A 19,921-nucleotide genomic window follows, 5' to 3' on the forward strand; every position below is an offset into this window, starting at 1 on the left:
ATAAGGAAAGGTAAGGACATTAGAGAGAAAACGACCAGATTTTGATCTGGTCGCTTTTTTCCTGCCTATGTTGTTTTTTACAAACCCTAAACCGTCATCCTCCAGCTCGACACAGCAAGCCAAGCCTCCCGCTCTTTATAATCAGGCATAATCTTCCCGACCAATCTCCAGAACGACCGGTCGTGATTCAGATGCACCATGTGGCACATTTCGTGGACGACCACATAGTCGATCACCACCTGGGGTGCCATTGCAAGCTTCCAGTTGAAGGTGAGCTCCAGGTTTCCGTTGCACGTACCCCAGTTCTTTTTGCTGTCGACAATTTTGACAGAGCGGGGCTTCATTTTGAAATGGGATTGGTGAGACTTGATGCTCTTTTCCACGATGGCTTTGCACTGCTGGTAATAGTAGCGTTTGAGTGCCTGTCTGATGATGGCATCCTCCTGCTGCTTTACTTGAATGTGCAGGGTTTTCCCGTCAAATACCACATGGTCCTTTTCGATGGTTTCATCGTGCGTAATGCTGATGAGGTACGCCTTTCCCAAATATAGAAAGGTCTCCCCGTATTTATAGGTTTTCTTCAGCGTGCCCTGCATCCTGGCCTGCACGTCCTTCAGCTTTTCCTGAATCAGCGCCCAGTTTGCCTCAAGCACCTGATGCACTTGCTCTTTGCTCGTGCCTTTCGGAGCCAGAACCTCCACAATCCCGTACTGGTCCATGCGCAGCCCGATGGAGGTGCGTTTTTTATGCGTCACCTCATACCGGATTGTTTCTCCTGCATATGTGTGGTTCATTTTTATGCGCCCCGGTATTTTACAGCCAGTCCCTTTAAAAAGTTCCGGGCGAACTTATCTCCGCACGCTTTGTAATTTTTATGGCCTTCTTTTCTGAGGAGCGCACCAAGCTCGCCTTTTGTCACCTGCAGGCCCGCCAGGTCAAAGATTTCAATCATTTCCTCGGTTGTCAGCACAAGAGCAATCTTCACTTTTTTCAAAAGATGATTGTTTACATTTGTGCTTCTGCCAAGCGTCAGTTCCGGAGTCTCTGCCCCAGGCTTCGGACCGCGTTTAAAGGTGATTAATCCATTTAAAAACGACTCGAACATCACATTGTCGCACGTGATGTTTTCTTCTTCTGAGTCAGACTTTGTCAAGATGAGCGGCAGATCCAGGGGACTTACTTCGATCCCGCCAAGCTTAAAAATCTCGACCATCTCTGCATTTTTCAAATCCAGTGCATATCGTAAGCGAATTAAAATATCGTTATTATCCATTATATGACCTCCTGTCCGTCAGTTAACTGGTAACCGACGGGTGTTTGCGTAATTGCTTTGTTCATTATATAGGGTAGCGGGGCAATAATAAAGCCTGCCCCCGAAAGGACAGGCTCACGCGTTAATCTTTCATCCATTCTTCCATTGCTTCATCAAGTTCTGCCGTGATTTTCATCTTCCGTTCATGCAGCCCGCTCAGCTTGTCATAGTCCAGTTCATCCCCCATTAAGGAATCGAGATGAACGAGTTCCTTTTCAAGCCGCTCAACCTTCGCCAGAGTAGTTTCGGCCGCTTCCATTCGCTTCACAGTTTCCACTCGTTTTTTCTCTTTAACAATTGACGGGGCAGGAATCTGCTTCGCTTTCTCCCTCTTATACTCGTCATAATTTCCGAGGTAGCTTCTAAACGCAAAGTCCTCAAGTGCCACGATCCGCTGGCTGATCTTATTGATAAAATACCGGTCATGCGAGATAAAAAAGATCGTCCCAGTGAACTCTTCCAGCGCTTCTTCAAGGGTTTCAATTGAATCAATATCCAGATGATTCGTCGGTTCATCCAGAATCAGCAAGTTCACATCCTGAAACAGCAGCATCCCAAGCTTAAGCCTGATTCTCTCTCCCCCTGACAGCTGATTCACTTTTTTGAAGACCGTATTTTTGTAAAACATAAATTTGGCCAAATACTCCCGTGCCTTGCCCTCAGGTATCGAGATATTCTCCCTGAAGCATTCAAGAACAGTGTGCTGTTCGTTATTAAAAGTGATGATCTGCGGCAAATAGGCAGACATCACATTTGCACCAGCCTCGACCACCCCTGCATCCGGCTTCACTTCTCCAAGCAGCATGTTCAAAAAAGTCGTTTTTCCACTGCCGTTTCCGCCGATCAGACCGACCCGTTCCCCGTAGCGGATCATCAGGTCTGCATTTTTAAGGAGCACCTTATCTCCGTAGCTTTTCGAAAGACCGGCCGCTTTGATCGTTTCATTCCCGGACCGTTCCGCCTGTTTGACGTTCAGTCTCATATTCCGCCTTTCAAAAACCGGCTTATCAATGCGCTCCATCTTCGCGAGCTTTTTCTGGATGCTCGCTGCCCGTTTGAAAAACTTGGTGTTGTCGGCACGCATCGCCCAGTCCCTGAGATCTTTTACGGTGGTTTCCATGGAAGTGATTTTCTTTTGCTGCTCCCGGAAATGCTCAAACTGAATCCGCATGTTTTCTTCCTTTTGACTCACAAAGGAAGAATAGTTCCCCTTATAAGTGATGGACTCCATGTCCTCAATCTCCACGATTTTGGTCACGACTTGATCCAGAAAATAACGGTCGTGGGAGACGATGAGGACGATCCCCTTATAGCTTTTCAAATAGCCCTCCAGCCATTCCAGAGCATCCATGTCCAAATGATTGGTCGGCTCATCCAGCAGAAGAATGTCGGGATCATGCACTAAAAGCTTACCAAGCATGACTGTCGTCTTCTCCCCGCCGCTCAGCAAATCAAAGTCCTGATTCAAAAAAGCATCGCTGAATTTCAGCCCCGTGCACACCTTTCCAAGCTTCTCCTGAATCTCATAGCCGCCCTTGTTTTCATACAGCTGAACAAGCTCGCTGTATTTCATCAGGCCCTTCTCAAGAGGAGCATCCGTAAGAGTCTGCATCTGCTCCTCTAAATCGCGCATCTGCTTCTCGATTTTATGAACATCCTCAAACGCCATGTTCAGTACATCAATCACCTTCAGACCTTCAGGAAAAGACGGCATCTGTTCCAAATACGCAATGGTCGCTCCCCTCGGCCGGTGAATCAGCCCCTCATCATACCCGGGACTCGAAGTCTGCGGATAACCCGGATAATAATGCATCTTCAAAATACCGGCAATCAGCTTTAGTACCGTACTCTTGCCGCTTCCGTTGGCTCCGACAATCCCAACCTTATCTCCGGCATACACCTCGAAGCTGATATTCCTCAGCACAAGGGTCGCCTCCATATATTTCTTCACACCCTGCAGCGTCAACTCAAACACAAAATCCCCTTCTTTCATCATTGTGTGAGTTATGCCGTCTATGGACAGGGCAAGGAAGACAGCTACTATTCTTTTTTCACATGCAAAAAGGCCGCAAGAAGAGATCTCTTCCTACAGCCTAAAATCGTTCGAAATTATGATTGGGGTAAGCTTAAATAAGCAGGCGTCTGCATAAGTGCACAGAACATTCCTGTATCAGCATAACTGTTAAAAAAACAGCCGACCTTCATCATCTCAGGTTTTAGAAAAGTAAGCGATCCTCTGTATTGCCAATATTCCATAAAGAGCATAACCAAATAAACCTGTATATCAGGCAATTTTTATACTCGTTATAAAATTCGTATGAATTTTATCTGGAAATGAATTAGCAATAAGATGGCATCATATGGTTACTTTCCTCCTTTTTAATTTTCAATATATACTCTATAACAAATAGGTAATTTTGTAAATAAATTTAAAAATTGTATTTCCTTCATCTAATTGTTCTGATACCTTTTTACTAAAGACAATTCGCTGGAAGGTGGAGGGTGAAATATGGAAAATAAGATATTGCTGGAAAAACTAAAATTAATGCCTGAACTTCGTCTAAACAAACATCAAAAAAGCGATTTAATAAACGGAGAATGTGTAACACGAAGTTCCAAACAACGAAGAAGAAATGTAGTTGGAGATATCAATCCTAACGGAAGAAGCTTTTTACTATACAAAGATGGAAAATGGAGATCAAAAAATAAATTGGGTATTAAAACGATAGATCAGGCAATCGAACATATTAGAAAGGATATAGAGCATTTAAGCAAGTAAAACATATGCTCATATAACAAGGATTAATGATGAAAAAGTTAAACACTCTAGTCAAAATGAAACCATTTAGTTATGAAGGATCTGTTTCCATTGGAACAATTATTTATTTCGGAGCCGGCCGGACCGCAAAAATTTCATCATTGCAATTTGAATCTATATTTAAAGAATTCGACAAGAAGATTGTTGTTATAGGAACTTCAAGGACAAACCCACAAAGAGGTAGTTTGGGAGAACGGCTCATTAATAATGTTACAAAGCAAGCTATTGCATCTTATATTGTTCCTATTCTTATCAATGAAGGATTCGCAAGGAAAGTCGATAAAGATAAAATCTTTATCGAAAAAAGACCTGACTGAAAAAAGCCAGGTACTTTCTCCTTCATCCTATTTTGCAAGTTAAGAAAATCAGTTTCTGGTTACAAGCTATTTGATATCCTTATAATTCTTATTTTTTATTTAGTTAAATTCAGCTTGTCATATTCAATATTCCTCTGAGTTTCTCTTGGAGTTTTTCCTCTTCCCCACTGCCTGTGGTTCTCATTCGGATAATCGGAATATTGTATTTCTTTAAAATCTCATCTTTCATATTATCTCGTTTTAGTTGGACAGGATTATTATGATGAAAAGCATGTCCATCTACTTCTACTGCTAAAACAGGCATTTTGTCCACTTTACTGAAAATAACAAAATCTACATGAGTCAGTATATTTAATGCATATTTCTTTTCTTCTATTGTTAATAACCCAAGATCTTTAATCAACATCTTCAATGGTTGATGTAAAACATAATCGAGATCGTCAAATTCACCGCCGCATATTACATTTTCAATTACAATGTTCATCAACACCTCGGATGTGTATATAGAATTTTTCTTAGTCTTAGGATTTTTTAACACACTGAGTAACTCAGCAGAATAATGACTGTAAAGTAAATCAAAAACGGAATAAATCCGGCTTTCCACCACATCGAAGTTGTTATACTTTATATACCTTACCAAGTCACCTATATTAGTGCCTTTCCACTCATCACTCCCATCAGATACCACTAAGATCAGTTCTTTTACAGCTCTTGATACAGCAACATTAATCAAATTGGAATTGTCCGCAAAATCTCCCTTTTTCATATCGTTTACAACAGTGGACAGAATCACAACATCCTTTTCACGACCTTGAAATTTATGAACTGTGTCAGCTTCAATTTCTGTCATTTCTGCAGCTCGAATAAGATGATTTGTTTGGGCGCGGTAAGGAGAGATGATACCGATTGTGTTTCCAGTGTTTTTTAAATTTTGGGCAGGGAGGACTTCGTTAAATATGACATCTATTTGTCTTTGATTGTAGGTACCTCTTGCATGATTTCCTTTAACCGTTTTATACAAGGTCAACGGGTTTGAACCTTGTTCATTTTCAGTCAAAATTACTAGTTCATTGTTATAGTACTTTTGATTACAAAAGCCAATAATTTGTGGATGGCAGCGGTAATGTTCTTTCAGCAATGTTTTTGGCACATCTTTATATAATGTCAGAAAGGAGGATAGTAAGCTGTTTTCAGAATAACGATATCCTTCATTTAATGAATGCAGATTAAAGATTTCATTTGTCTTGGCAGCAACTTCAGAAGGCACAACATTAGGAAGCTGTTTCAAATCACCTACGACCACAGCATTTTTGGCGCATGATAAAGCGAGGGCACCTGTCACAATATCCACTTGAGAGGCCTCATCAACTATGACATAATCAAACAAGTAATTTTTCGCTGCACAATTACGCAACGAATGAGTTGTACTTAGTACCACAGGATATTCTTTAATAAAATGACCGAAGTTTTTCCAAAGAACATCAGAAGAAAACACTTTACGATTTTGCCCTTTATACCTTTCAGCTAATTTAGCTTTAAACAACCTCATAGAAGCAAGAGTATACTCTCTCATGGATTTTTCAAAATTAAATTGGTGAAGGTTCTCCTGTAATTCTTCTATTTGATTTTGCAGTTCAAACAATTTTTTACTATAAAAAGTTTTATGCAGAAACCCAATAACATCACTTTCAGAATATTTATAGACTCTAAAATCAAGCATTCCAAAGGTGAACATATTCCTTATCTTATTCCACAAGGTTAGTTTTCCATTCTCTGCAGCTCGTTTGTATTCTACCAGGAATCTTTGAATTGTCTTGGAACTATATTTCAGGAAAATCTTTAAACCGGTGTCATTAACATTCATGCCAGAATAATAGTCCAGAAAATACTCATATTCAGTTTGTAGTGCTGACCTTTCTTGTCTTACTTTTGCCAGTTCATTTTGCCTCTTCAGCATATCATTCAAATTCTTTTCCAGACTTACAATACTGACCTGAATCTCTTGATATTCAGTTGAAGTTAAAATCCAAGATTCCATATTTGGGTAAGAATTATTTTGCCCAGAAAAAAATTGATCTTTATTAGATGCATTCCCGAGATATGCTGCAATAAAATCAACGCCGTATTTTTGTAGCTTTTCAAACACGTTTGCAGTGGCTGAATTGTTGTTCGACACTACCGCCACTGTTTTCCCATTTAAAATAGCGTTTGAAATTATATTTAAGATGGTTTGAGTTTTTCCTGTACCTGGAGGCCCTTCAATGAGACTAACCTGCTCCACCATTGACTTTTCAACAGCCTTTTTTTGGCTTAAGTTAAACCCAAAGGGATAAATTATATTTGCACCCAAAGTTCCTTTAGCAAACGGGCCGGATTCCAAATACACCGATAGAACACTGCGGGGACTAATTGCATCCAAGTAATGATATTGCTTGCTTAAAAAGCTGAGATCACCATCATTCACACTCACATGATCAGCGACTTTTTTTAGATACGTCAAGCAGTTTAAAGTATTCTTATTTTGCAGTTGATTATTCTCTACTTTAATTTTTGAGGCCGGGTAAAGTTTATAAAAGCCATTATCAAACAAAATTCTAATATATTCATCAAACCGTATGATTTTTGTAACACCTGACAAGGGATTATCATTCTCGAAGATAATCTTGTTATAAGCGGAAATATGGTCTGGATTTCTATACCATGTTACATTGTGATATCCATAATTATAACTTTTTGGATTACTATTATATGTAATACACCATTTGGAGTCTAGATATTGTATTGAATCTATCTCTCTCGTCTTTTCTTTTTCTTTAATAAGTATAAGATGTTGTTCAATATTCAACTCATACACCTCTTCCAGGATATGTATCCCACTCCACCCGTTACTATTTTACTTGCTATTTCAAGTAATTGGAACATAAATGAAAGGTGAATTTATGGAAGGTTCAACTTCGCTCTAGCCACATGGTAATCTGAACAAAAAAACAAGGTGTGCAAAGAAAATTCTCTGCACGCCTTGTTTTAGATAACGTATATTTTGAAATGACTTATTTAAAAATCCATTGATAAAAGAAATTACCTATGATATATTACTTTAGAAACAATAAAACCATTTAATTTAAAACATATATTTATCCCTATTATAATTTTATAACAAAACCCCTCTCTCAGTCAACCCATTTTATCAAACTTTTTTAAAGGAGTGCTTTGAATGAAAAATGACCTTCGGCAGGAGCAGGAACGACTGGATCTGGTGACCGGGACCATTACGGAGCAGATGAGCAAGCTTGCGGATGAAGCCGGCCGGCGCCGGAGTGAAGTGACCCATATTCAAAAGCACTTTTGGGATGAAGTCAAGGTCAATACTGATACGTTTGACGACTATCTTGAGACAATCATCGGCTTAAGGCAGCAGGCGCAGGCCCTGACCGTCAGCCAGAGCACACACAGGCATGCCAAAAGCAGGCTGTCTGTCCTTGAGCGCATGCAAAAATCACCTTATTTTGGACGGATTGATTTCACCGAGGAAGGCACAGGGGAAACCGAAAAAGTATACATCGGCATCTCAACACTCACGGATTCAAGCGGTGAGGATTTCCTGGTTTATGACTGGCGTGCACCGGTTTCGAGCGTTTATTATGACTATCCCCCCGGCCCTGCCGAATACACCACTCCAGGAGGCGTGATCAAAGGAAATCTGGAGACAAAGTGGCAATATATCATCCGCGAAGGCGTTGTCCAGTCGATGTTCGATACGAGCCTTACCATTGGAGACGAGATTTTAAAGGAAGTGCTCGGCAAAGGGACAGACAAACATATGCACAGCATCGTAGCGACCATTCAGCAGGAGCAAAACCGGATTATCCGGCATGTAAGCGGCAAACTGCTCATTGTCCAGGGAGCGGCAGGCAGCGGGAAGACTTCAGCAGCTATGCAGAGGATTGCTTACCTCCTCTATAAGTACCGGGACCGCCTGAAAGCTGACCAAATCATTCTTTTCTCCCCTAATTCCATGTTTAACAGCTACGTATCCAATGTCCTGCCCGAGCTTGGTGAAGAGAACATGCAGCAGGTTACGTTCCAGGAATATATGTACCACAGGCTGAGCGGCTCCTTTAAAGTCGAGGACCCTTATGAACAGCTTGAATATGTGCTGACCTCAGAGGATGAACCTGCCCGCCGCACAAGAACGGCAAGTATCAAGTTCAAGGCGTCCACTTCCTTTTTCGAGACGGTAAAAGCATACAGCCAATCCCTTGAGGAAACCGGCATGGTGTTTAAAGGGATCAAATTCAGAGGAAAACCTTTCGTCTCCGCCAAACAGATCTCAGAAAGATTTTACGGCACGGATACCTCTATTCGCTTTTCCAACAGAATTGAAAAGCTTCAGGAATGGATGAATGCAGAGATCGATGAAACGGAGAAAGCCGAGCTGACCAAGCCGTGGGTTCAGGAGGAAATTGAGCTCTTAAGCAAAGATGAGTATCAGAAGGCATTTGCCTATTTAGAGAAAAAAAAGGGCTCTGAAGAAGATCTTGATGATTACGAACAAGAGATCAAGGTGCTTGGCAGGATGGTCGTCCGGAGGAAGCTGAAGCCGCTCAGAAAATGGGTGCAGGGACTCCGCTTCGTTGATTTTACCGCTTTGTACAGGCAGCTTTTTTCAGATCCGACGCACATAGGCAATTGGATGACAGGGACTCCGCCTGATGAGTGGGCAGATATTTGCAGGATGACTATGAACATGCTTGATGAAGGAAGACTGAATTACGAGGATGCTCCGCCGTTTTTATTTTTGAAAGAGCAGATTCAGGGCTTTCAGACTAACACTTCGATTAAACACGTTCTTGTAGACGAGGCACAGGATTATTCTCCTTTTCAATTTGAATTTTTGAAACGGCTGTTTCCTTTGGCAAAGATGACCGTGCTCGGGGATTTTAACCAGGCCATCTTTGTTCACGCAAGCGGCCTGTCCGATTTTCACCCGCTTATGAGCTTATATGGACCCGATGAAACAGAGGCGATTCTCTTAAATCGAAGCTACAGATCCACTAAACCGATAACTGATTTTACTCGGAAACTCGTTCCTAATGGTGATCAGATTGCCTCTTTTGAGCGCGGCGGCGAAATGCCTGTTCTGACTACAGTATCAGACCGCGCAGAACTGCAGCGGCGCATCAAAGCCAAAGTTGCTGATTTTCAAAAGCTGGGGCACCAGTCCATTGCCATCATCTGCAAATCCGCTGCCGAAAGCAGCGAAGCTTTTAACGCGCTTGGAAACATCCCAGACATTAAACTTGTAAAAAGCGGATCGGCTGAATACGAGCAGGGCATCGTTGTGATCCCTGCCTATCTGGCCAAAGGCATTGAATTCGACGCCGTGATCATCTATGACGCATCCGCTCAAGCTTATGGAGACGCGAGCCTGCGCAGATTGTTTTATACGGCCTGCACCCGGGCGCTTCATCTCTTGCAGATTTACAGTGAAGGTGAGCCGTGTGCGTTTTTGCAGGAGGTCCCGCGGGAGAGTTTGATTTGGAGTTAATCTCAGACTAAAAAAGGAAGGAAAGGCTGACGCTCTGCCTCTCCTTCCTTTTTATTTTGCATTCGCGTCAGGCTGATGAATTCCGAAGATGTTGCCTTCCGTATCAAGGTAGTACCCTTGCCATGCCATTCCGGGAAGCGCATATTTCGGCAATGCGACCTTACCGCCGCACTCAAGAATTTTCACTTCCGCTGCATCATAGTTTTCAACGCCCATCGTACAGGAGAACCCGTTTAACGGCTGGTTTTGCTCAGGCGAAGGACCCTGTCTCTGCATCAAAGCCCCGTTGACTCCCGGTTCATTCTCGTCCCCTGTCACTGCACCGAAATAAGGCAGTCCTGCATATTCACTCCAATCCTGGAATGTCCATCCGAATACCTCTCCGTAAAACGTCTTTGCGCGCTCCATGTCGTTTACGTGAATTTCAAAGTGAACTAATCTGCCCATTTCGGCCCCCTATTTGCATATGTATTTTTACTATTTTTTCTAAACTGGCACAGAAATGTATTTCTGTTTCATCTGCCTTAAACCCTCTTTCAAAAGTGAAAAAAGCAGGAACCTCTATAAGGTCTCCTGCTTTTCACTCAACTGTTCTGTCATTTGTTTTTCCTCAAACCGCTCAAGCATTGCCCTAACTTCATCCGTCGATTTCGTGTTCATCAATTGACTCCGCAGTTCTGCAGCTCCCGGGAATCCTTTGACATAAATTTTGAAAAAGCGGTGAAGACCTGTGACAGCGCGCGGCACTTCTTCTGCATAGTGATCCTGAAGGTCAAGCTGCAGTCTCAAAAGGTCGAGGTATTCTTTGCTGCTGTGTTCTCTCGGCTCTTTTTCAAAGGCAAACGGGTTTTTAAAGATTCCCCGGCCGATCATGATGCCGTCAATTCCATATTGCTCTGCAAGCTGAAGACCTGTTTGCCGGTCTGGGATGTCGCCGTTGATGGTCAGCGTAGTGTCCGGCGCGATGCGGTCACGCAGTTTTTTGATTTCAGGGATGAGCTCCCAATGCGCATCGACCTGGCTCATTTCGTCTCTTGTGCGCAAGTGAATGGAAAGGTTCGCAATATCCTGTTTCAGGATGTGCCCAAGCCATTCCTCCCACTCGTCTACCTTTTTAAACCCCAGTCTTGTTTTCACGCTGACAGGCAGTCCGCCTGCTTTTGCAGCCTGAATGAGTTCTGCCGCGACGTCCGGACGGAGAATAAGGCCGCTGCCTTTTCCTCTTGATGCCACGTTCGGGACCGGGCAGCCCATGTTAATATCGATCCCTTTAAAGCCCATTTCTGCCATGCCGATGCTCATTTGACGGAAATAGTCGGGATTGTCTCCCCATATATGTGCAACCATCGGGTGTTCGTCTTCTGTAAACGTCAATCTTCCGCGCACACTTTTCAGGCCCTCAGGATGACAATAGCTGTCCGAGTTAGTAAACTCTGTGAAAAATACATCCGGACGGCCGGCTGCACTGACTACGTGACGGAACACAACATCTGTCACGTCCTCCATTGGGGCAAGCACGAAAAATGGCTTCGGCAGATCACGCCAAAAATTGTTGGTCATGCCAAACTCAAATCCTCTCAATTTGAAACTTCCGTTAAAAAATATTCTTTTACACTTATAACATGTTTCCTGACTGTTTATCAATCTCTGCCTGTTATAAAATTTTGGAAAACGAAATAAAAAGCAGATGGAATAGAACATTACTATCCTCAGCTGCTTTTTTTATTAGATCAATTTTAAAGAAGCTACCGCTTCACAATGCGTCGTATGCGGGAACATATCCACCGGCTGTACTTCTGTGGTTGCATATCCGCCGTCCTCAAGCACCCTCAAATCACGTGCAAGGGTGGCCGGGTTGCAGCTTACATAGACAACCTTCTTCGGTTTCATATCAAGGATTGTCCGCAGCAGGGCTTCATCGCACCCTTTGCGCGGCGGGTCGACCACGATGACGTCGGCTGCATTACCTTCTTCATACCATTTCGGAATGACAACTTCAGCTTCACCTACTGCAAAGTCTGCATTTTCAATTCCGTTCAGTTCGGCATTGCGCTTTGCATCTTCAATGGCTTCAGGGACAATTTCAACGCCGAACACGTTCTTAGCTTTTTGAGCCAAGAACAGGGAGATGGTTCCGATGCCGCAGTATGCATCAATAACAGATTCCTCTCCGTTCAGATCGGCATACTCCAGCGCTTTTTCATAAAGAACTTTTGTCTGTTCAGGATTAACCTGAAAGAAAGATCGCGCTGAGATGGCAAATTTGATATCACCGATGTAATCGTAGATGTATTCTTCTCCCCATAGCACAGTTGTTTTATCGCCAAAGATGACATTTGTGCGTTTAGGGTTAACGTTTTGAACGATGGACTTGATGGCCGGGAATTGGGCCGTGATGTCTTCAATGATGGCTTTTTTGTTCGGAAAGTCCGGCGTCCGGGTGATGAAGACGACCATCATTTCATTTGTCACGGTGCCGCGGCGGACCATGATGTGGCGCAGCCAGCCTTTGTTTTTCTGTTCATCGTAGGCGCGGATGCCATGGCGGTTTGCGATTGCCTTGACGGCTGCGACGACTTCATCGTTTTCGCTTTGCTGAATCAGGCACTGTTCCATATCGATGATTTCATGGGAGCGCTGCTGATAGAAGCCGGCGATGAGGCCGCCTTCGCGTTCTCCGACTGGGACCTGTGCTTTGTTTCGGTAGTTCCACGGATCATTCATGCCGAGTGTCGGGTGGACCGTGACGTTGTCAAGATTCAGCTTGCCGATTCGCGCGAGCACTTCTTTGACCTGCTTGTGCTTAAAGTCAAGCTGACCCTGGTAGCTTAAGTGCTGCAGCTGGCAGCCGCCGCATTGTTTATAGATCGGGCACGGGGCATCGGTGCGCTCTGAGCTCTCTTCGTGCAGCTCGACAAGGCGTCCGAATGCGTAGCCTTTATTTATTTTCGTGATTTTGATCTGGCCTTTTTCGTTTGGCAGGGCGTTTGGAACAAAAATCGGGTATCCTTCAATTTTCGCAACGCCTGATCCGTCATGCGTCAGGTCTTCAAAGGTCACGTCGTAGTATTCATTTTTTTGTACAGGCGCAATTGCCTTTGTCATGGTAATCTTCCTTTTTTAGAAAAGTGGAAGCACCCGTTTAGCTCCGATAGACAGATAAGAAATCACCCGAAAAGTCCGGTTTTGACTTTTTGGGGGATTTTGTTCTGGCAGAGGAGTTGGGTGCTGGAGCTGGACACTAAAGTTCCAACACAAAACAGCTCACTCTATAAGAAAAACTTGGCCCTAGGCCAAGTTTCTATTCGTCCATTTGCTGGGCTTTTGCAAGCGGCACGAGGACTTCAATATGACGGTACAGGTTGACGAATTCGCCCGGCAGATCTCCGCCGTATTCGCCGTCTAAGTTCAGCTGCATTTTTTGAGCAGATGTGACCTTGACTCTGTTGGCCGTTGTGTAGATGATGTTGCTGTCGCTGATGTGCTCGCCGCGGAGCGCAAGGCTTGCGACCCGGATAAAGTCGGCAAGGTTTGCTTTTTTCAGGATCAGCAGATCAAACATGCCGTCATTCAGCTTGCTGTCAGGAGCAAGCTTCTCAAAGCCTCCGACCGAGTTTGTCAGGGAGACGAGAAACAGCATGATTTCGCCCTTGAAGAGCTTGCCGTCGTATTCAATCTCGACTTCTGCGGGACGGATGGACGGCAGCATTTCAATGCCCTTTAAGTAATAGGCAAGCTGGCCAAGGACGGTTTTCAGCTTGCTTGGGACTTCATATGTGAGTTCGGTGAGACGTCCGCCGCCTGCGATGTTGACGAAGTAGTGGCCGTTTACGCGTCCGATGTCGATGGCTCTGGCTTCGCCTGCAAGGATGGCATCAACTGCAGTCAGAATGTTGTCGCGCGGAATGCTGATGGCGCGGGCAAAGTCGTTTGTTGTGCCGACCGGAACGACTGCAAGCTGCGGGCGCTCCTCAAGTTCAGCAAGGCCGTTCACGACCTCATTGACTGTGCCGTCTCCGCCTGCTGCAACAACAAGATCAAAGCCGCGGATGCCTGCTGCGCGGGCAGCCTGAACAGCATCCCCTTCGCATGTCGTGGCGTGGCAGGATGTCTCGTAACCGGCAAGTTCAAATTTCTCCAGAACCTCTGGAAGTTGTTTTTTAAAGGCTTCTCGGCCTGATGTTGGATTATAGATTATTCTTGCTCTTTTCATTTTCCCCATCATCCTATGTCAGAATGTATTTCCATGATTTGTTGTATCTTACAAGCCAAGGATTAGTCTACACCTTTTTTGTCCGATACGCAAACCATAGAACCAGTATAGCCAAAGCACGGTAAAAACAACGGCGCCATTTCTGAAATCAGTCGCGGCGCCGTCTGTGTATTAACGTTTTTGCAGTTCTTCCTGAAGCAGTTTGTTGACCAGCTGCGGATTTGCCTGGCCTTTTGTTGCTTTCATGATTTGGCCGACAAGGAAGCCGATTGCTTTTTGCTTGCCGCTCTTGAAGTCTTCAACAGACTGAGGGTTTGCATCGATTGCTTCATTAACAGCGGTGCGGAGCGTGCCTTCGTCAGAGATTTGGACAAGTCCTTTTTCTTTGACGATTGTCTCGGCATCACCGCCGTTTTCAATCAGTTCTTTAAACACTTTTTTCGCAATTTTAGAAGAGATCGTGCCGTTCTCAATCAGTTTGATCATGCCGGCAAGTCCGTCCGGAGTAAGGGCGACATCCTTCAGCTCTTTGCTTTCTGCATTCAGATAGCCGCTGACCTCACCCATGAGCCAGTTGGACGCCTGCTTTGCATCAGCACCTTTTTCAACAGTAGCTTCAAAGAAGTCTGCCATCTCTTTTGTAAGAGTCAGCACCTGAGCATCATAGGACGGCAGGCCGAGCTCTTCTGTGTAGCGTTTTTGGCGCTGGTCCGGAAGCTCAGGGATCGTTGCTCGGATGCGCTCCTTCCACTCATCATCAATGTAGAGGGACACAAGATCCGGTTCCGGGAAGTATCTGTAGTCGTCAGAGCCTTCTTTTACACGCATCAGGATTGTTTTGCCTGTTGCTTCGTCAAAGCGGCGGGTTTCCTGGTCGATGACGCCTCCTGCACGGAGCACTTCTTCCTGACGAATTTCTTCGTGCTCAAGGCCTTTGCGGACAAAGTTGAAGGAGTTCAGGTTTTTAAGCTCCGTCTTTGTTCCGAATTCCTCTTGTCCAACGGGACGAAGAGAGATGTTGGCGTCACAGCGGAGTGAGCCCTCTTCCATTTTGCAGTCGGAAACGTCTGTATACTGAATGATCGCTTTCAGTTTTTCAAGATACGCATACGCTTCTTCAGGCGTGCGGATATCCGGCTCTGATACGATCTCGACAAGCGGCGTGCCCTGGCGGTTATAGTCGCAAAGGGAATAGCCGTCGCCAGTATGCGTCAGCTTGCCCGCGTCCTCTTCAAGGTGAAGGCGCGTGATGCCGATTCGTTTCTTTTCACCGTTTACTTCGATGTCGATCCAGCCGTTCTCGCCGATCGGCTTGTCAAACTGGGAAATCTGATACGCCTTCGGGTTGTCCGGATAGAAATAGTTTTTGCGGTCGAATTTCGTGTCTGTCGCAACTTCGCAGTTCAGTGCCATTGCAGCTTTCATGGCGAAATCAACGGCTTGTCTGTTTAAAACCGGAAGAACGCCCGGATATCCGAGCTCAACCACGGTTGTGTTTGTATTCGGATTCGCGCCGAAGTGGTTCGGTGCGCTTGAGAAGATTTTTGATTCTGTTTTCAGCTCTACGTGGACCTCAAGTCCAATGACCGTTTCATACTTCATGGTTTTCACCCCTTAAAGTTCAGGTTTTGCTTTATGATGATCCGTCGCCTGCTCGAATGCATGGGCAACGCGGTATACAGTGCTTTCGTCAAAATGCTTTCCGATGATCTGCAGGCCGAGCGGCAGTCCGTTTGAGAATCCGCACGGGACAGAGATTCCAGGAACGCCTGCAAGATTTACAGGGATGGTTAAAATATCGTTCGCATACATCGTAAGCGGGTCATCCGTTTTTTCGCCCACTTTAAAGGCAGGTGTCGGAGTTGTCGGTCCAACGATGACATCGTATTTTTCAAAGACATCTTCAAAGTCTTTTTTAATAAGCGTACGGACCTGCTGCGCTTTTTTGTAGTAGGCATCGTAGTAGCCTGAGCTCAGCGCGAACGTTCCAAGCATGATGCGGCGCTTGACCTCATCTCCGAAGCCTTCGGAACGGGACTGCTTGTACAGCTCGATCAGGTTTTTCGCATTGTCTGAACGGTAGCCGTAGCGGACGCCGTCAAAGCGCGCAAGGTTTGCCGATGCTTCAGATGATGACAGCAGATAGTACGTTGCAAGCGCGTATTTGCTGTGTGGAAGAGAGACTTCCTCCCACGTTGCTCCCTGTCCTTCAAGGACTTTCAGGGCATCAAGAACAGACTGTTTCACTTCTTCGTTTACGCCTTCGCCAAGGTATTCTTTCGGTACAGCGATTTTCAGCCCTTTTACGTCACCTGTCAATGCTGATAAAAAGTCAGGCACTTCAACGTTCGCAGACGTGGAGTCCATTGGATCCACTCCAGAAATGGCCTGAAGCAGGAATACGTTGTCTTCCACGCTTGTTGTGAGCGGTCCGATCTGGTCAAGAGATGAGGCAAAGGCAATCAGACCAAAACGGGAGACGCGGCCGTATGTAGGTTTTAAGCCAACGACACCTGTATAGGCTGCCGGCTGGCGGACCGAGCCGCCTGTGTCAGATCCAAGGGCGAACGGCACTTCGCGTGCAGCAACCGCCGCAGCAGAGCCGCCGCTTGATCCGCCTGGAACAGTCTCAAGGTTCCAAGGGTTTTTCGTTACTTTGTAGCCTGAGTTTTCCGTAGAGGAACCCATGGCAAACTCGTCCATATTCAGCTTTCCGATTGTGACGGCCTCTGCTTTTTGCAGGTGCTGTACAACGGTTGCGTCATAGATCGGATCAAAGTTTTCAAGGATTTTGCTCGCTGCAGTTGTGCGCAGGTTTTTCGTCACGATGTTGTCTTTTAACCCGATCGGCATTCCGAATAGAAGGCCGAATTCATCGCGTGTTCCGATGGCTTCGTCAAGTTCCTTTGCGTAAGCGCGTGCTTTTTCTTCATCTAATGCAAGGAACGCGTTCACTTTTCCGTCGACAGCTCCGATGCGTTTGTAGGATTCGTCTACAAGGTCTGAGACGGTGATTTCTTTTTTATGTAAACTTGCTTTCAGTTCTGACAGTTTCTGGTCAAATAATGGCATAGCGCTGCTTCCCTCCCTATTCTAAGATTGACGGTACGCGGATGTATCCGTCTTTATGGTCAGGAGCGTTCTTCACAACGTCCTCAACCGGCAATCCTTTTTCTGCTTTGTCCTCGCGCAGGATGTTTTTCATCTCAAGGACGTGTGTTGTCGGCTCTACGCCAGTTGTATCGAGCTCATTCAGCTGCTCGGCGAACGTGATGATCGCATCGAGCTGCGTTGTGAACATTTCCGTTTCTTCTTCTGTTATCGCTAAACGTGCAAGATTTGCAACGTGCTTCACTTCTTCTTTTGAAATGCGTGACATGGGGCTCCACCTCCGATAAATCTCGTGTAAACAATACTCTGATGATAACAAAAGTCATTGCATTAAAGCAACAAAAGGCCGTGATTATTCGGCTTATCTAAAGTTCTTGATCCAATACCTTCTTAACAATGTTCGGGTGATCCGTCATAATACCGTCTGCGCCAATCCGGGCAAGCTTCCTGACGCTGTCTTCGTCGTTGATTGTCCAGTACTGGACCGCGATGCCGCGCTTGTGGAGAGATTCAGTAAGCCGCTCCGTTGCCAGGTTCAGACCGCTTGCCTCCATCGGGATTTGGACGGATGTGTATTTTTCCATAGAAATGATGCGGTCTGCGTAAAGTTTGTGGGCGATGACAAAATTACGCGTGGCTTCCCGGGCAGAGCTGACAGGAACCGTCCCGTCCGTTGCTTCAATAAAATAAGCCAGTGCATCGTCGTAAAAGGAGGCGATAATCACTTTGTCGCTCATATTGTGCTTTCTGATCAGTTCTGCCATTTTGTCTGCTAATGCCGGGTCGTCCGTTTTGAGCTCAATCGTCATCGGATACCCCGGGAATGCTTTGAAGATTTCATCCATGGAAGGTATGGTGATGCCTTTATTCCGGTAAGGATAGCTTCCGTCCGGACCGATGAAATGATAGCCTGCATCAAGTTTCTGCAATTCATTTAGCGTCATGTCTCTGACAGCCCCTGTACCGTTTGTGGTTCTGTCAACAGTGTCATCATGAATGACCACTGCTTCACCGTCTTTTGATAAGTGAACATCCATCTCCAGCATATCCACTCCGAGCTTTTCAGACAGCGAAAAGGCGGCCATCGTATTACCCGGCGCCATGCCGGCACCGCCCTGGTGAGCGATGATGAGCGGCCGGTTTCCTTTTTTGAGAAACGTCTGGTTTTCCGTTTGAGTGACTGGGATGAATTGAATGATGATGAAAAAGATCAATGAAGTGATGAGGATGACTGAGGATATTTTTAGTGCGGTTTTCTTTTTTCTTTCGCGCTGAGGTATGGTTTGCATGGGCTGGACCTCCATTGTAGTTGTAGTTTCTTTATATCATGGAGGAGCATTGATTATGTATTAAAGTTTGGTTAAATACAATCCGGTTCGGATTTTCGGGCATTACTTGCCTCTTTTAGAGATTTACTTGCCTTTTAAGCAAGATTACTTGCCGGAGTTTGCGTTTTACTTGCCGGCCGGGAACATTTACTTGAACATTTCCAAACGCTTCCAAAATACACGCGCGTTCCTTTGAATTACAATGCAAAAAAACACCGCACGCGGTGTTTTCCCTTTTAAACAAACGTTTAATTAAACGTCTTATCTGCAGCTCTGGCGCAGCTTCAGCTTGGTTGCAATCGTCACCTGTTTGGCGATTTTGCGCTCGGTGATGCGTTCAACCATTAAGTCGACGGCAGTTTCCCCCATGACTTCTGTGTAAACTTTGACAGTTGTCAGTGACGGAAAAATATACTTTGAGACACTGATGTCATTGACGCCGATGATGCTGACCTGCTCGGGCACGCGAATGCCTTTTTCGTGCAGGGCCTGGATGCTGCCGATGGCGATGCTGTCATTGGCTGCAAAGAAGGCGGTCGGCAAATTGTCGCCAAGCTTTGCGATGGCTTCTGACATCATGCGGTGGCCGTCCTGAACGGTGAATGCGCCGATGAAAATAGCATCCTCGCGCAGCATATTCCGCTCTCCCATGTACTTAATGAACGTTTCCTCACGCTGATCGTCAAGCTTTTCTGTATGCTCACGGTAGGTTTCGCGGCCGCCGATATAGCCGATTTGCGTGTGGCCCTTTGCGATAAAGTGGTCGAGGACGCGTTCCGTTGCCCGCTCGAAATCAACGATGACCGAATCAAAGCGTTCTGAATCCGGACTTGAATCGACGAAGACGACGTTGCGGGCTGCTTTTTTAAATTCCTCTGCCTGCTGCCTGCTGAATTTGCCTACAGCAATGATGCCCTGCAGCTGATCCTGATTGATCTCGTCAAAGTCATCATAGAAATAAGTCGCAAGCTGAAGATTGTGATGTTTCGCCCGCTCCTCAATGCCAAGTCTGATTGACATGTAATAGAGGTCATTCAGCTCCTCAAGGGCTGTGTACCAGTGGACAATCGCAATCTTCGGCACGAGGCTTTTTTTCGTCTTCCGCTTTTTATAAGACAGCTCCTCGGCCACTTCAAATATGCGTTTTTTCGTTTCGTCCCCGACTGACAGCGTTTCGTCGAAATTCAGCACCCTTGAAACCGTCGCAATGGAAACACCCGCTTTTTCAGCTATATCTTTAATTGTAGCCGCCATATACCTTACCCCTTTGTTCA

The 19,921-nt window shown here is 45.3% G+C and carries 16 protein-coding genes; 3 read left to right on the forward strand and 13 right to left on the reverse strand.

What is annotated here, in order from left to right:
* Nucleotides 1-86 precede the first annotated feature (86 nt).
* The 3 genes from ACTSEZ_RS16350 to abc-f all read right to left on the reverse strand — a co-directional run bounded on the left by ACTSEZ_RS16350 (nucleotide 87) and on the right by abc-f (nucleotide 3,287).
* Nucleotides 87-794: a M48 family metallopeptidase gene (locus ACTSEZ_RS16350; RefSeq protein WP_369735310.1), complete on the reverse strand. Its 708-nt coding sequence runs from the start codon at nucleotides 792-794 to the stop codon at nucleotides 87-89.
* A gap of 2 nt (nucleotides 795-796) precedes the next feature.
* Nucleotides 797-1,273, reverse strand: a complete 477-nt coding sequence (locus ACTSEZ_RS16355) for a YehS family protein (protein ID WP_369735312.1) — start codon at nucleotides 1,271-1,273, stop codon at nucleotides 797-799.
* A 121-nt stretch (nucleotides 1,274-1,394) separates the two neighbouring features.
* Nucleotides 1,395-3,287 (reverse strand): ribosomal protection-like ABC-F family protein, encoded by a 1,893-nt coding sequence (gene abc-f / locus ACTSEZ_RS16360; RefSeq protein WP_369735313.1) that lies wholly within the window; start codon nucleotides 3,285-3,287, stop codon nucleotides 1,395-1,397.
* Between the two features lie 534 nt (nucleotides 3,288-3,821).
* Here abc-f and ACTSEZ_RS16365 point away from each other — a divergent pair.
* Both ACTSEZ_RS16365 and ACTSEZ_RS16370 read left to right on the forward strand, forming a co-directional pair.
* Nucleotides 3,822-4,091 carry a hypothetical protein gene (locus tag ACTSEZ_RS16365; RefSeq protein WP_369735314.1) on the forward strand — a complete coding sequence of 90 codons (270 nt, stop codon included), beginning with the start codon at nucleotides 3,822-3,824 and terminating at the stop codon, nucleotides 4,089-4,091.
* A gap of 29 nt (nucleotides 4,092-4,120) precedes the next feature.
* The gene (locus ACTSEZ_RS16370) at nucleotides 4,121-4,447 is read left to right on the forward strand and encodes a hypothetical protein (RefSeq protein ID WP_369735315.1); all 327 of its coding nucleotides are present in this window, start codon (nucleotides 4,121-4,123) and stop codon (nucleotides 4,445-4,447) included.
* 109 nt (nucleotides 4,448-4,556) lie between these two features.
* Here ACTSEZ_RS16370 and ACTSEZ_RS16375 read toward each other — a convergent pair whose 3' ends face one another.
* The gene (locus tag ACTSEZ_RS16375) at nucleotides 4,557-7,292 is read right to left on the reverse strand and encodes an AAA domain-containing protein (protein WP_369735316.1); all 2,736 of its coding nucleotides are present in this window, start codon (nucleotides 7,290-7,292) and stop codon (nucleotides 4,557-4,559) included.
* A gap of 369 nt (nucleotides 7,293-7,661) precedes the next feature.
* Between ACTSEZ_RS16375 and helD the strand changes: the two genes are divergently transcribed.
* Nucleotides 7,662-9,995 carry an RNA polymerase recycling motor HelD gene (helD, locus tag ACTSEZ_RS16380; protein WP_369735318.1) on the forward strand — a complete coding sequence of 778 codons (2,334 nt, stop codon included), beginning with the start codon at nucleotides 7,662-7,664 and terminating at the stop codon, nucleotides 9,993-9,995.
* Nucleotides 9,996-10,046: 51 nt separating this feature from the next.
* Here the strand turns inward: helD and ACTSEZ_RS16385 are convergent, their stop codons facing one another.
* The 9 genes from ACTSEZ_RS16385 to ACTSEZ_RS16425 form a co-directional block, all read right to left on the reverse strand.
* The gene (locus ACTSEZ_RS16385) at nucleotides 10,047-10,442 is read right to left on the reverse strand and encodes a VOC family protein (protein WP_029285553.1); all 396 of its coding nucleotides are present in this window, start codon (nucleotides 10,440-10,442) and stop codon (nucleotides 10,047-10,049) included.
* 114 nt (nucleotides 10,443-10,556) lie between these two features.
* Complete coding sequence (locus ACTSEZ_RS16390; protein ID WP_369735319.1) at nucleotides 10,557-11,555, reverse strand: tRNA dihydrouridine synthase; 999 nt, start codon at nucleotides 11,553-11,555, stop codon at nucleotides 10,557-10,559.
* Nucleotides 11,556-11,720: 165 nt separating this feature from the next.
* Nucleotides 11,721-13,100 carry a 23S rRNA (uracil(1939)-C(5))-methyltransferase RlmD gene (gene rlmD, locus ACTSEZ_RS16395; protein WP_369735320.1) on the reverse strand — a complete coding sequence of 460 codons (1,380 nt, stop codon included), beginning with the start codon at nucleotides 13,098-13,100 and terminating at the stop codon, nucleotides 11,721-11,723.
* Between the two features lie 196 nt (nucleotides 13,101-13,296).
* Nucleotides 13,297-14,208 carry a diacylglycerol kinase gene (locus tag ACTSEZ_RS16400; RefSeq protein ID WP_029285539.1) on the reverse strand — a complete coding sequence of 304 codons (912 nt, stop codon included), beginning with the start codon at nucleotides 14,206-14,208 and terminating at the stop codon, nucleotides 13,297-13,299.
* 171 nt (nucleotides 14,209-14,379) lie between these two features.
* Nucleotides 14,380-15,810: an Asp-tRNA(Asn)/Glu-tRNA(Gln) amidotransferase subunit GatB gene (gene gatB, locus ACTSEZ_RS16405; RefSeq protein WP_369735321.1), complete on the reverse strand. Its 1,431-nt coding sequence runs from the start codon at nucleotides 15,808-15,810 to the stop codon at nucleotides 14,380-14,382.
* Between the two features lie 12 nt (nucleotides 15,811-15,822).
* Nucleotides 15,823-17,280 carry an Asp-tRNA(Asn)/Glu-tRNA(Gln) amidotransferase subunit GatA gene (gene gatA / locus ACTSEZ_RS16410; RefSeq protein ID WP_369735322.1) on the reverse strand — a complete coding sequence of 486 codons (1,458 nt, stop codon included), beginning with the start codon at nucleotides 17,278-17,280 and terminating at the stop codon, nucleotides 15,823-15,825.
* A 16-nt stretch (nucleotides 17,281-17,296) separates the two neighbouring features.
* Entirely contained in the window at nucleotides 17,297-17,587 is a 291-nt protein-coding gene (gene gatC, locus ACTSEZ_RS16415; protein ID WP_029285534.1) for an Asp-tRNA(Asn)/Glu-tRNA(Gln) amidotransferase subunit GatC, read from the reverse strand.
* A 97-nt stretch (nucleotides 17,588-17,684) separates the two neighbouring features.
* Complete coding sequence (locus tag ACTSEZ_RS16420; RefSeq protein ID WP_369735323.1) at nucleotides 17,685-18,608, reverse strand: glycerophosphodiester phosphodiesterase family protein; 924 nt, start codon at nucleotides 18,606-18,608, stop codon at nucleotides 17,685-17,687.
* Between the two features lie 300 nt (nucleotides 18,609-18,908).
* On the reverse strand, nucleotides 18,909-19,901 hold the full coding sequence (locus ACTSEZ_RS16425; protein ID WP_369735325.1) for a LacI family DNA-binding transcriptional regulator: 993 nt from the start codon (nucleotides 19,899-19,901) through the stop codon (nucleotides 18,909-18,911).
* Between the last annotated feature and the right edge of the window lie 20 nt (nucleotides 19,902-19,921).

It is taken from the genome of Metabacillus mesotrionivorans, assembly GCF_052171315.1.
In the GTDB taxonomy this organism is placed as follows: Bacteria; Bacillota; Bacilli; order Bacillales; family Bacillaceae; genus Bacillus_P.